Source organism: Paracoccus sp. UBA889, assembly GCA_002294185.1.
In the GTDB taxonomy this organism is placed as follows: Bacteria; Pseudomonadota; Alphaproteobacteria; order Rhodobacterales; family Rhodobacteraceae; genus Paracoccus.
In genome coordinates, this window is record DBFD01000030.1 from 1 (window position 1) to 12096 (window position 12096).

Sequence of the window (12096 nt, forward strand, 5' to 3'; positions counted from 1 at the left end):
ACAAACCGCGCCGACCACGGCCGCCCCCGACCAGGCCGCGAACGACAGCGCGGCGGCACCCGCTGCCGGGGATCAGGCTGCTGGCGGAGCGGCTGCGACTGACGCCAACGCCAAGGATACCAGTGCCGAGAATGCTGGGATCCAGACCGCAGCCGCGCAGATCGCGCAGCGGGAAGGACAGACCGTGGTCAACGCCGACGAGGTCGTCGCGACCGGTCTGGACGGGCTTCAGGTCTTTGCCTCGGATGATGAAGAGATCGGCGAGGTTGACAGTTTCGACACAGCCAACAACGCCGCCATCGTCAGTGTCGGCGGCTTTCTGGGAATGGGCGAACGTCAGGTTTCGCTGCCGATGGACCAGATCTCGTTCCAGCGCGATGGCGAGGGAACGGTCCGCGCCTATATCGCGCAGGATTCCGAGCAGATCGAGGATATGCCGGAATACAAGCCAGCCGAATAGCGCCGCGAAAGCCGCCTGAAACCCGATCGCGCGCCGGACCGTTCCGGCGCGCGATTTTTTGTGACGCGGCCTTGACGGGACCGGGCGCTGTGCGTAAACCCCGCTCACCCCGGCGGGCGATCGGCCGGGGGATGCGAGTGTGCGGTTGTAGCTCAGTTGGTTAGAGTACCGGCCTGTCACGCCGGGGGTCGCGGGTTCGAGCCCCGTCAACCGCGCCACTCACATCCTTCGCCCGACATGTGTGCGGTTGTAGCTCAGTTGGTTAGAGTACCGGCCTGTCACGCCGGGGGTCGCGGGTTCGAGCCCCGTCAACCGCGCCATCCTTCATCAGCCTTCCCCATCTCTTTTCCCGATACCGGCGCGCCTTGCCCGGGCGCAGGCATGTCGCGTCATGCGTCGCCTTGTCACGACGACGGAGTTGCGACGGAAGGCATGGTCCGGGACGGGCGGGTCATGGGTCATATCAGGACTCCTGTTTCCTTGCGGGATTGGGTATGGGTGACATTTCACGCGACCGGGCACGGATCGAACCCGTCATGCGATGCGACCCGCGCGCCCTGCAGCGAGGCGAAAGGCGATGAAGGACATGGATGAATCGGCGGCCCTGATCGCGCGGATGGGCGCGGCGGCCAGGACGGCCTCGGTGACGCTGGCCACGGCCTCGGCCGAGCGCAAACACGCGGCGCTGATCGGCGCGGCCGAGGCGATCCGCCAGCGGGCCGACGAGGTTCTTTCGGCCAATGCCGCGGATCTGGATCTGGCCCGGAAGAACGGGCTGGGCGGTGCCATGCTGGACCGGCTGCGACTGGACCGGGACCGTCTGCGCGGCATCGAGGACGGCCTGCGCGCGGTGGCCGAACAACCTGATCCGGTGGGCGCGGTGATCGCGGAATGGGATCGGCCGACGGGTCTGCATATCCAGCGCGTGCGGACGCCCATCGGGGTGCTGGGGGTGATCTATGAAAGCCGTCCCAACGTGACGGCCGACGCGGGCGCGCTGGCGCTGAAATCGGGCAATGCGGTGATCCTGCGCGGCGGATCGGAAAGCCTGAATTCCAGCGTCGCGATCCATGATTGCATGGTGCGGGGCCTGCGCCAGGCAGGTTTGCCCGAAGATGCGATCCAGCTTGTGCCGGTGCGCGACCGGACCGCTGTCAGCGCCATGTTGCAGGCCCAGGGATTGATCGACGTGATCATTCCGCGCGGTGGCAAAGGTCTGGTCGGGCTGGTGCAGCGCGAGGCGCGGGTTCCGGTCTTTGCGCATCTGGAAGGCATCTGTCACGTCTATGTCGATGCCGCCGCCGATCCCGACATCGCCCGCCGCGTGGTGCTGAATGCCAAGACTCGGCGGACGGGGATCTGCGGTGCGGCGGAATGTCTGCTGATCGACCGCGCCGCGGATCGCGGGCTGCGCGAAGACCTGATCGCCGATCTGGTCGCGGCTGGCGTCGAGGTTCGGGCCGAGGGCGCGCTGGCCGGTCTGCCGGGGGTGGTTACGGCCGAAGATGACGATTTCGGACGCGAGTTTCTGGACATGATCATCGCCGCGAAACTGGTCGATGGGGTCGAGGGCGCGATCGACCATATCCGCCGTTTCGGCAGCCAGCACACCGAGGCGATCGTCACCCGCGACGACCGGGTCGCGCAGCGGTTCTTTGCCGGTCTGGACAGCGCGATCCTGATGCGCAACGCCTCGACCCAGTTCGCCGATGGCGGCGAATTCGGCATGGGTGCCGAGATCGGAATCGCCACCGGCAAGATGCATGCCCGCGGGCCGGTGGGGGCCGAGCAGCTGACCAGCTTCAAGTATCTGGTGACGGGCAAGGGAGCCATCCGCGACTGATCGCCCTGCCGTGCGGCAAGCCGGCCCGGGTCGGCCCCTTGCCTCAGAAGGCGATTTCGGCGCCTTGTTCGTCCACCTCCCAGCGGATGCCGCGGCGGGCGCGACGCGCGGCATCGGCCAGCAGGGCAAAATGGACCTCGGCGGGGCCGCAGGCGCGACTGCCTTCGGCGCCCGGATCGAACAGCGCCCACAGCGCGGTATCGGGCTTGGTGCGATCTGCCTCGGCGACGAATCGCCACCCGGCCGAGCCGTGCAGAATCATCACCCGCCCGCCCCAGGGCAGCGCGGTCTCCAGACACATCAGCGCCAGCATGACCATCCGCACATCGGCGCGTGCGAAGTCGCCCTGGGCATCAAGCTGAACCTTCAGTCGCCCTTGCGCGGAAACCCCCTCGGCCAGACGCGCCAGTTCCGCCCGGCTGACGCGCTGATCGCCCTGCGCCTGCCCGAACGCGATTCGGAAGGCCTGTATCCGGGCCCGCGCGGCGGCCACCGATTCGGCGATCAGACGCAATTCCGGGCTGTCGGAAATGCCGGGAAAATCGGGCGACATCTCCAGCAATTCGACCCCGTTGCCGATCGCGCCAAGCGGCGAGATCAGGTCATGGCACAGCCGCGACCCCACCATTTGCGCCAATTCGCCGGATCCGATCTGCATTGTGTCGAGCGTCATGCGGGTTTACCTTCCTTGACGATGATGCGAGGTGCGGCCTTGAACGAGATGCTGGAACCCGGAATGATCGTGCGCCATCCCGCGGCCCCGGAATGGGGCGACGGACAGGTGCAGTCGCGGATCGGGGATCGCATTACCGTGAATTTCACCGAGGCCGGAAAGCGTGTGATAGACGGCCGGCGGGTCGTTCTGGATATCGTCTGGACGCGGGATTCGTGAAGTCTTTCAATCATGAACGTCGTTCTGCAACCAAGGGTTGTATCCCTCAAGCCTTACCCGGAGTCAACCGCCGCTCGCCGATCCGGCCATGTTGCAATGATGCCGCCCCGCGCCTAGACAGGCCGCACCGCCCTGCAACAATCCTTCAGGCTTCATGAAGTCCGCCCCCTCCTATTTCGACATCCGCATCGCAACCTCGGAGCGCGATCTGAAGGCCGCACAGCGCCTGCGCTATCGTGTCTTCGTCGAGGAACTGGGTGGCGATGGCGCGCTGGTCGACCACGAGGCGCGGCTGGAACGCGACGAATTCGATCCGGTCGTCGATCATCTGTGCCTGATCGACACCCGCCGTTCCGCCGAAGACCTGGATCACGTGGTCGGCGCCTATCGCCTTCTGCCCGGCAGCCGCGCGGCCGAATTCGGGCGATTCTACTGCGATGCGGAATACGATCTGACACCGCTGCGGCAATCGGGGCGATCGCTGCTGGAACTGGGCCGGTCCTGCGTCGATCCCGATTACAGGGGTGGCTCGGGGATGTTCCTGCTGTGGAACGCGCTGGCCGATTATGTGCTGGATCTGGGGATCGAGGTGCTGTTCGGCGTGGCCAGTTTCCACGGCACCGACCCGGCCGAACTGGCACCCTCGCTGAGCTGGCTGCATCACAACCATCTGGCGCCGTTGGGTCTGCGCCCGCGCGCGCGCGCGGCGGGCTTTCAGCCGATGGACCTGATTCCGCCCGAACGGCTGGACCGGCGCGAGGCGCTGGTGTCGATGCCGGCGCTGATCAAGGCCTATCTGCGGCTGGGCGGGCTGGTGGGCGAAGGTGCTTTCGTGGACCGCGCGTTCAACACGACCGATGTGTTCCTGCTGATGGATACCAAGGCAATGTCGGACAAGCATCGAAAGTTCTATGAAAGCCGCTGGCACGGCCAATGAGCGGGCCATTGCGCGAGGCCACATGGCGCGAAGGCGCGCCTCCGGCCTTGCCGCGCCCGCACGGCGTGGCGGAATGGTGGCGGGTGATCCGGCGGGCTGTGCCGGCATTGCTGGTGCTGTTGCTGGGCGTGGTGCTGATCCTGCCGCTGCGCGCGGCCGAGAGGCTGATCCACGGCTCGCGCCGGCCCTGGACGGGGCCGCATGTGCAACTTGTCTGCCGGCTGGTCCTGGCCTGTATCGGCCTGGACTGGCAGCGCAAGGGGCGACCCATGCGCGGCCCCGGCGCGGTGGTGGCGAATCATTCGAGCTGGCTCGATATCCTGACCATGAACGCCGCCATGCCGGTCTTTTTCGTCAGCAAGGCCGAGGTTCGCCGCTGGCCGGGGATCAATATCCTGACGGCGGTCACGAACACGCATTTCGTGGTCCGTGACCCGAAATTTGCCCGTGCGCAGGCGACCGAATTCGCCGCCCGCATCCGCGCCGGCCACCGGCTGCTGTTCTTTCCCGAGGGCACCTCGACCGATGGTCGCCGCGTTCTGGCCTTCAAGCCGACGCTGTTTCAGGGCTTTCTGGATCCCGGCCTGCCCGCGGATCTGGCCATCCAGCCGATGAGCGTGATCTACCACGCACCCGAAGGCGCTGATCCGCGGTTTTACGGCTGGTGGGCCGACATGGCGCTGGCCGATCACCTGCTGGCAGTGCTGTCCGCGCGCCGTCAGGGAATGGCAGAGGTGGTGCTGCATCAGCCGGTGCCGGTCGCGGGCGAGACGCGCAAATCTCTGGCCGCGAAGACCGAGGCCGCGGTGCGGGGCGGGGTCGAACAGGGACTTGTCCAGAACCCGCCCAGGCGCCAGGGCTGAGAGAGGGGCGCAAGCGGCGACGCGGTTGGGCGGTGTCCCGGCGGGTGTTGCATCGGCCTTGATTGCGCGGAAATGCCGATCTTCGGGGGCTTCCCTATTGAGGCTTGAACGCGCATGATCGGCGGGTTATCCGAAGTCTCTCCGATGACTATATATAGTGGTCTCGCCCGTCGTGACTGCCAAAGGAATGCCGCTATGACCCGCTTTGCCGTCCCCATCGCCGAACAGATCTGGGATATGAAATACCGGATGAAGGACGCCGAGGGGAAGGCGATCGACGCATCGGTCGAGGATAGCTGGCGGCGCGTGGCGCGCGATCTGGCGCGGGTCGAGAAGGACGCCGCGCTGTGGGAGGATCGGTTCTACGCCGCGCTGGAGGATTTCAAGTTCCTGCCCGCCGGACGGATTCTGGCGGGCGCGGGCACCGGCCGCTCGGTGACGCTGTTCAACTGCTTCGTCATGGGCACGATTCCCGACAGCATGGCCGGCATCTTCGACATGCTGAAGGAGGCCGCGCTGACCATGCAGCAGGGTGGCGGGATCGGTTACGATTTCAGCACCATCCGCCCGCGCGGAGCCGAGGTGAAGGGCGTGGCGGCCGACGCGTCCGGCCCGCTGTCCTTCATGGATGTCTGGGACGCGATGTGTCGCACGATCATGTCGGCCGGGTCGCGCCGGGGGGCGATGATGGCGACGATGCGCTGCGACCACCCGGACGTGGAACACTTCATCGAGGCGAAGCAGGACAGCGCCCGGTTGCGCATGTTCAATCTGTCCGTCCTTGTCACCGACGATTTCATGGAGGCGGTCAGGGCCGACGGGCCATGGGACCTGACCTATGGCGACAGGGTCTATCGCACGGTTCAGGCGCGCGATCTTTGGAACCGGATCATGAAGGCCACCTATGATTACGCCGAACCCGGCGTGATCTTCATCGACCGGATCAACAAGGCCAACAACCTGAACTATGTCGAGACGATCGCCGCGACCAATCCCTGCGGCGAACAGCCCCTGCCGCCCTATGGCGCCTGCCTGCTGGGTTCGGTCAACCTGGCGCGGCTGGTGACGGATCCCTTCACCGATGCCGCCAGGCTGGACGAAAAGGCGCTGGACGGCCTGGTCCGGACCGCCATCCGGATGATGGACAATGTCGTCGATGCCTCGAAATTCCCGCTGCCGCAGCAGCGGGCCGAGGCGCAGGCCAAGCGCCGGATCGGACTGGGCGTCACCGGCCTTGCCGATGCGCTTCTGATGCTGGGCCTGCGCTACGGCGCGGCTGATGCGGTTGAACAGACGCGCGTCTGGATGAAGGCCATCGCCAGATCCGCCTATCTGGCCAGCACCGATCTGGCGCGAGAGAAGGGCGCCTTTCCGCTGTTCGATGCCGGGAAATATCTTGCATCCGGCTTCATGTCGAAGATGGACGCGGATGTGCGCGAGGCGGTGGCAAAACACGGTATCCGCAACGCGCTGCTGACCAGCATCGCGCCGACCGGGACAATCAGCCTTTACGCCGGCAACGTCTCTTCGGGGATCGAGCCGGTCTTTGCCTATGCCTATACCCGCAAGGTTCTGCAGAAGGATGGTTCGCGCACCGAGGAAGAGGTGGTCGACTACGCCGTGCAGATGTGGCGCGACCTGCATGGCGACGCGGCCCTGCCGGATTATTTCGTGAACGCGCAGACGCTGGCCCCCCGCGATCACGTCGCCATGCAGGCCGCCGCGCAGGAATGGGTCGACAGTTCCATCTCCAAGACCATCAACTGCCCCGAGGATATCGGTTTCGAGGAATTCAAGGATGTCTATCTGTCGGCCTGGGATCTGGGCTGCAAGGGCTGCACCACCTATCGACCCAACGATGTGACCGGCAGCGTGCTGTCGGTCAGCGAAAAGTCCGAAACCGCGCCCGAGGCCGATCAGGGCGCCGATGTGGTCTATCTGACCGAGCCGCTGGACCGTCCGGCCGAACTGGAGGGCGCGACCTACAAGCTGAAATGGCCGGGCAGCGAACACGCGATCTACATCACCGTGAATGACATCGTGCAATCGGGTCATCGCCGGCCCTTCGAGGTCTTCATCAATTCCAAGAACATGGAACATTATTCCTGGACCGTGGCGCTGACGCGGATGATCAGCGCGGTGTTCCGACGCGGCGGGGACGTGTCCTTCGTGGTCGAGGAACTGAAGGCGGTGTTCGACCCGCGTGGCGGCGCCTGGATGGCCGGCCGCTATGTCCCCTCGATCCTCGCCGCGATCGGCGGCGTGATCGAACGCCACATGATCGCCATCGGTTTTCTGGAAGGCGAGGGCAAGGGGCTGAAATCGGACCCGAAGGCCGAGGTCATGACCATCGGCGAGGCGCCCGGCGGCCCGGCCTGCCCAAGCTGCGGGCAATACGGAATGCGGATGGTCGAGGGCTGCATGACCTGCCCAAGCTGCGGCCATTCCAAATGCGGCTAGCCGCCTGACGCCTGGGTCAGATCGCCCGCGGCGGCGGCGACGGCGGCGCCCAGCGTCTTGACATGCTCGTGCCCGATCCGGTGGGTCGGGCCGCTGACGCTGATGCCGGCCACGGCCTCGCCCGTCAGATCGAAGACCGGGGCGGCGATGCAGCGCATCCCGCGGGTACGTTCCTCGTCGTCGAAGGCGAAGCCGCGATGGCGGATGCGCGACATGTCGGCCTGCAATGCCTCGGGCGTGGTCAGGGTGTTGTCGGTAAAGCGTTGCAGCGGCGCGCGCTCCAGCACCTCACGCAGGATCTCGGGGCGGCCGAAGGCCAGCAGCGCCTTGCCGATGCCGGAGGCGTGCAGCGCCGAGCGGGTGCCGGGCGGAAAGAAGGCGCGGATCGTCTCGTGCGTTTCGGCCTGGCTGACGAACAGCACCGCGTCGCCGTTCAGGATACCCAGATTGGCGGTTTCCCCGGTATGTTCCATCAGTGCGCGCAGGATCGGGCGCGCGCGCTCGACGATGCCCGAGCGGCGCATGAAGGCTGATCCCAGCCGGAAGGTTGCCGGCCCGATATGCCAGGCTTGGGTTGCCGGGTCGCTTTCCGCCACGCCGCGCGCGGCCAGCGTATGCAGCACACGGTGCACGGTCGAGGGCGACTGGTCCATCCTTTCGGCCACCTCGGACAGCGTCAGGCCGGGATGGGCGGCCAGCAAATCCAGAATGTCCAGCGCCCTGTCCAGCGCCTGAATCGTGCCCGCGGCCTCGGGCGCGCTGCGCGGGCGACCCCGTTTGCGTTGCGGTTCAGCCATTTTCAACCTCTGCTTAATTCAGCCATCTCTTGCGGACGAAAATCCCGTTGCGCAACTGGAAAATCGCAACGCTCTGTAAAAACGGGACAATCCGGAACATTTCCGCTTGCCGGAAATGATTTCCAGAAAAATTGCGAACTTGCAAGGGCAGGGCTAGCATTTCGATACTCGCAGGAGGAGTCGCCATGACAAGCCAGAACCCCGTCTTCATTCCCGGTCCCACCAACATTCCAGAGGTGCTGCGCAAGGCCGTGGACATGCCCACGATCGACCATCGCAGCCCGGTTTTCGGGCGCATCCTGCATCCCGCGCTGGACGGTGTGAAACAGGTGCTGAAGACGGCCGAGGGCCGGGTCTTTGTCTTTCCCTCGACCGGCACCGGAGGCTGGGAAACCGCGATCACCAACACGCTGTCGGCCGGCGACAAGGTTCTGGCCACCCGCAACGGCATGTTCAGCCATCGCTGGATCGACATGTGCCAGCGGCACGGGCTGGACGTCCAGGTCGTCATGCAGGAATGGGGCGAGGGCGTGCCCGCCGATCGCTTCGAGGACATCCTGACCGCGGACAGGGAACATCAGATCAAGGCGGTTCTGGCCACCCATAACGAAACCGCGACCGGCGTGCGCAGCGACATCGCCGCCGTCCGCCGCGCGCTGGATGCCGCAGGCCACCCGGCGCTGCTGCTGGTCGATGGCGTCAGTTCGATCGCTTGCTACGATTTCCGCATGGATGAATGGGGCGTCGATATCGCCGTGACCGGCAGCCAGAAGGGCTTCATGCTGCCGCCGGGCCTGGCCATCCTGGGCTTTTCGCCCAAGGCGATGGCGGCGGTCGAGACCGCCCGGCTGCCGCGCACCTTCTTCGACATCCGCGACATGGCCAGAGGCTATGCCGCCAACGGTTATCCCTACACGCCGCCGGTCGGGTTGCTGAACGGCCTGAACCTGGCCTGCCAGATGCTGCTGGATGAGGGGCTGGACAATGTCTTTGCCCGCCATCACCGCATCGCCGAGGGCGTGCGCCGCGCGGTCGACGCCTGGGGCTTGCGGCTTTGCGCGGCGCGGCCGGATCTGTATTCCGACAGCGTCAGCGCGATCCGCGTCCCCGAGGGCTTTGACGCCAACCGCATCGTCAGCCATGCGCTGAACACCTATGACGTGGCCTTCGGCACCGGTCTGGGCGACGTGGCCGGCAAGGTCTTCCGCATCGGGCATCTGGGCATGCTGACGGACGTGATGGCGCTGTCGGGCATTGCCACGGCGGAAATGGTCATGGCCGACCTGGGCCTGCCGATCACGCTTGGCAGCGGCGTCGCCGCGGCGCAGGATCATTATCGCCAGAGCGCCGCCGGCAGCCAGCGGGCAGCCGCATGATGAAGGACATCGCTATGGATATTCCCACCTATGACGACATGCTGGTCGCGCATGATCGGATCAAGCCGCATATCCGGCGCACGCCGGTCCGGACATCGGATTACCTGAACGATCTGACCGGCGCGCAGCTGTTCTTCAAATGCGAGAATTTCCAGGAACCGGGGGCCTTCAAGGTCCGCGGCGCCAGCAACGCGGTCTTCGGGCTGAGCGACGATCAGGCGAAAAGGGGCGTGGCCACGCATTCCTCGGGCAATCACGCCTCGTGCCTGTCCTACGCGGCGATGCGGCGGGGTATTCCCTGCCATGTGGTGATGCCGCGCACCGCGCCACAGGCCAAGAAGGACACCGTGCGCCGCTATGGCGGCCAGATCACCGAGTGCGATCCCTCGACCAGCTCGCGCGAGGCGACCTTTGCGAAGGTGCAGGAGGCGACGGGGGGCGATTTCGTCCATCCCTACAACGACCCGCGCGTGATCGCGGGGCAGGGCACCTGCGCCAAGGAACTGATGGAGCAGGCCGACGGGCTGGATATCGTCACCGCCCCGATCGGCGGCGGCGGCATGATTTCGGGCACCTGCCTGACGCTGGCGACGCTGTCGCCCCAGACGCGGGTGATCGCGGCCGAGCCGGAACAGGCCGATGACGCCTATCGCAGCTTCAAGGCCGGCCACATCATCGCCGATGATGCGCCCAAGACCATCGCCGACGGGTTGCTGGTGCCGCTCAAGGACCTGACCTGGCATTTCGTCAGCAACCACGTCTCCGACATCTATACCGCGTCCGACGCCGAGATCGTCGATGCGATGAAGCTGATCTGGAAACATCTGCGCGTGGTGATGGAGCCCAGCAGCGCCGTGCCGCTGGCCACCATCCTGAAAAACCGCGACGCATTCGCCGGCAAGCGCGTCGGCATCATCATCACCGGCGGCAATGTCGATCTGGACAGGCTGCCCTGGACCCAAGGAGAGGCGTCATGAACGCACCCGCGAACTTCGACAATCTGGAAGTCGGCTTCGACGTGCCGGCGCTGCCCGGCATGGATGAAAGCGAAATCCAGACACCCTGCCTGATCCTCGATCTGGACGCGCTGGAGCGCAACATCAGGAAGATGGGCGATTACGCCAGGGCACACGGGATGCGCCACCGCAGCCACGGCAAGATGCACAAGTCCGTGGACGTGCAGAAATTGCAGGAAAGCCTGGGCGGCGCGGTCGGTGTCTGTTGCCAGAAGGTCAGCGAGGCCGAGGTCTTTGTCCGCGGCGGCATCAAGGACGTGCTGGTCAGCAACCAGGTCCGCGACCCGAAGAAGATCGACCGACTGGCGCGTTTGCCCAAGCATGGCAGCCGGATCATCGTCTGCGTGGACGACGTGGCAAACGTGGCCGACCTGTCGGCGGCGGCGCAGAAGCGCGGCACGCAACTGGAAGTCTTTGTCGAGATCGATTGCGGCGCCGGCCGCTGCGGGGTCAAGACCGCCGACGCAGTGGTCGAGATCGCGCGCGCCGTCGATGCCGCGCCGGGACTGAAATTCACCGGCATCCAGGCCTATCAGGGCGCGATGCAGCATCTGGACAGCTATGACGACCGCAAGGCGAAACTGGACGCTGCCATCGCGCAGGTGCGGGACGCCGTCGATGCGCTGAAGGCCGAGGGTCTGGAACCCGAGCTGGTCTCGGGCGGCGGCACCGGCAGCTACTATTTCGAAAGCAATTCGGGCGTCTACAATGAGTTGCAATGCGGCAGCTACGCCTTCATGGATGCCGATTACGGACGTATCCACGACAAGGACGGCAAGCGCATCGACCAGGGCGAATGGGAAAACGCGCTGTTCATCCTGACCAGCGTGATGAGCCACGCCAAGCCCGACAAGGCCATCTGCGATGCCGGCCTGAAGGCGCAGTCGGTCGATAGCGGGCTGCCCTTCATCTATGGCCGCGACGACGTGAAATACGTCAAATGCAGCGACGAACATGGCGTGATCGAGGATCCGGACGGCGCGCTGAAAGTGAATGACAAGCTGCGACTGGTGCCGGGCCATTGCGATCCGACCTGCAACGTCCATGACTGGTATGTCGGTGTCCGCAACGGCAAGGTCGAAACGCTGTGGCCGGTCAGCGCGCGCGGGAAGGCCTATTGATGTGGGTCGTTCCTGAAAAGGAAATCGCCGGCCTGATGACGCCCGAGGCGGCGTTCGAGGCGGTCGAGGCGGTCTTCGCGGCCATGGCGCGCGGAGATGCCAGCAACTTTCCGGTCGTGCGCGAGGCGATCGGCTACGAAGATGCGCTGTATGGCTTCAAGGGCGGCTTCGACAGGGCGGCGCTGAACCTTGGACTGAAGGCCGGCGGCTACTGGCCCAACAACCAGAAGCACGGGATCATCAACCACCAGTCCACGGTATTTCTCTTCGACCCGGATACCGGACGGGTCGCGGCGGCGGTGGGCGGCAACCTGCTGACCGCCTTGCGCAC

At 65.6% G+C, this 12096-nt stretch carries 11 protein-coding genes, 2 tRNA genes and 1 pseudogene; 12 read left to right on the forward strand and 2 right to left on the reverse strand.

Annotated elements, in window-relative coordinates:
* From B4L36_RS05345 to B4L36_RS05360, 4 genes are all read left to right on the forward strand, one after another.
* A partial coding sequence (locus B4L36_RS05345; RefSeq protein WP_292953491.1) for a PRC-barrel domain-containing protein occupies positions 1–460 on the forward strand: 460 nt, incomplete at its 5' end.
* A gap of 141 nt (positions 461–601) precedes the next feature.
* A tRNA-Asp gene (locus B4L36_RS05350) sits at positions 602–678 on the forward strand.
* A gap of 25 nt (positions 679–703) precedes the next feature.
* A tRNA-Asp gene (locus tag B4L36_RS05355) sits at positions 704–780 on the forward strand.
* A 221-nt stretch (positions 781–1001) separates the two neighbouring features.
* Positions 1002–2303, forward strand: a complete 1302-nt coding sequence (locus tag B4L36_RS05360; RefSeq protein WP_292953494.1) for a glutamate-5-semialdehyde dehydrogenase — start codon at positions 1002–1004, stop codon at positions 2301–2303.
* A gap of 43 nt (positions 2304–2346) precedes the next feature.
* Here the strand turns inward: B4L36_RS05360 and B4L36_RS05365 are convergent, their stop codons facing one another.
* Positions 2347–2976, reverse strand: coding sequence for a histidine phosphotransferase family protein (locus tag B4L36_RS05365; RefSeq protein WP_292953497.1), 630 nt, complete (start codon positions 2974–2976; stop codon positions 2347–2349).
* Between the two features lie 39 nt (positions 2977–3015).
* Between B4L36_RS05365 and B4L36_RS05370 the strand changes: the two genes are divergently transcribed.
* From B4L36_RS05370 to B4L36_RS05385, 4 genes are all read left to right on the forward strand, one after another.
* Positions 3016–3195, forward strand: coding sequence for a DUF3553 domain-containing protein (locus B4L36_RS05370; protein ID WP_292953500.1), 180 nt, complete (start codon positions 3016–3018; stop codon positions 3193–3195).
* A gap of 154 nt (positions 3196–3349) precedes the next feature.
* On the forward strand, positions 3350–4132 hold the full coding sequence (locus B4L36_RS05375; RefSeq protein ID WP_292953503.1) for a GNAT family N-acetyltransferase: 783 nt from the start codon (positions 3350–3352) through the stop codon (positions 4130–4132).
* Positions 4129–4995: a lysophospholipid acyltransferase family protein gene (locus B4L36_RS05380; RefSeq protein ID WP_292953506.1), complete on the forward strand. Its 867-nt coding sequence runs from the start codon at positions 4129–4131 to the stop codon at positions 4993–4995. The genes B4L36_RS05375 and B4L36_RS05380 overlap by 4 nt, the downstream gene beginning before the upstream one ends.
* Positions 4996–5190: 195 nt before the next feature.
* Entirely contained in the window at positions 5191–7455 is a 2265-nt protein-coding gene (locus B4L36_RS05385) for an adenosylcobalamin-dependent ribonucleoside-diphosphate reductase (RefSeq protein WP_292953509.1), read from the forward strand.
* Here B4L36_RS05385 and bhcR read toward each other — a convergent pair.
* On the reverse strand, positions 7452–8252 hold the full coding sequence (gene bhcR, locus B4L36_RS05390; protein WP_292953512.1) for an HTH-type transcriptional regulator BhcR: 801 nt from the start codon (positions 8250–8252) through the stop codon (positions 7452–7454). The genes B4L36_RS05385 and bhcR overlap by 4 nt on opposite strands.
* 185 nt (positions 8253–8437) lie before the next feature.
* Here bhcR and bhcA point away from each other — a divergent pair, with 185 nt between their 5' ends.
* The 4 genes and pseudogenes from bhcA to B4L36_RS05410 form a co-directional block, all read left to right on the forward strand.
* Positions 8438–9628 (forward strand): L-aspartate--glyoxylate aminotransferase BhcA, encoded by a 1191-nt coding sequence (gene bhcA / locus B4L36_RS05395; protein ID WP_292953515.1) that lies wholly within the window; start codon positions 8438–8440, stop codon positions 9626–9628.
* Entirely contained in the window at positions 9628–10605 is a 978-nt protein-coding gene (gene bhcB / locus B4L36_RS05400; protein WP_292953518.1) for a beta-hydroxyaspartate dehydratase BhcB, read from the forward strand. The genes bhcA and bhcB overlap by 1 nt, the downstream gene beginning before the upstream one ends.
* Positions 10602–11765 (forward strand): 3-hydroxy-D-aspartate aldolase BhcC, encoded by a 1164-nt coding sequence (gene bhcC / locus B4L36_RS05405; RefSeq protein ID WP_292953520.1) that lies wholly within the window; start codon positions 10602–10604, stop codon positions 11763–11765. The genes bhcB and bhcC overlap by 4 nt, the downstream gene beginning before the upstream one ends.
* Positions 11765–12096, forward strand: a pseudogene (locus B4L36_RS05410) (ornithine cyclodeaminase family protein); the annotation flags it as partial. The gene bhcC and the pseudogene B4L36_RS05410, both read left to right, overlap by 1 nt.

Bases quoted from the DNA above. Each gene is read 5' to 3' on its own strand.
- B4L36_RS05385 (WP_292953509.1), top strand. From the start codon at position 5,191: ATGACCCGCTTTGCCGTCCCCATCGCCGAACAGATCTGGGATATGAAA.
- B4L36_RS05375 (WP_292953503.1), top strand. From the start codon at position 3,350: ATGAAGTCCGCCCCCTCCTATTTCGACATCCGCATCGCAACCTCGGAG.
- bhcC (WP_292953520.1), top strand. From the start codon at position 10,602: ATGAACGCACCCGCGAACTTCGACAATCTGGAAGTCGGCTTCGACGTG.
- bhcR (WP_292953512.1), bottom strand. From the start codon at position 8,252: ATGGCTGAACCGCAACGCAAACGGGGTCGCCCGCGCAGCGCGCCCGAG.
- B4L36_RS05360 (WP_292953494.1), top strand. From the start codon at position 1,002: ATGCGACCCGCGCGCCCTGCAGCGAGGCGAAAGGCGATGAAGGACATG.
- bhcA (WP_292953515.1), top strand. From the start codon at position 8,438: ATGACAAGCCAGAACCCCGTCTTCATTCCCGGTCCCACCAACATTCCA.
- B4L36_RS05365 (WP_292953497.1), bottom strand. From the start codon at position 2,976: ATGACGCTCGACACAATGCAGATCGGATCCGGCGAATTGGCGCAAATG.
- bhcB (WP_292953518.1), top strand. From the start codon at position 9,628: ATGAAGGACATCGCTATGGATATTCCCACCTATGACGACATGCTGGTC.
- B4L36_RS05380 (WP_292953506.1), top strand. From the start codon at position 4,129: ATGAGCGGGCCATTGCGCGAGGCCACATGGCGCGAAGGCGCGCCTCCG.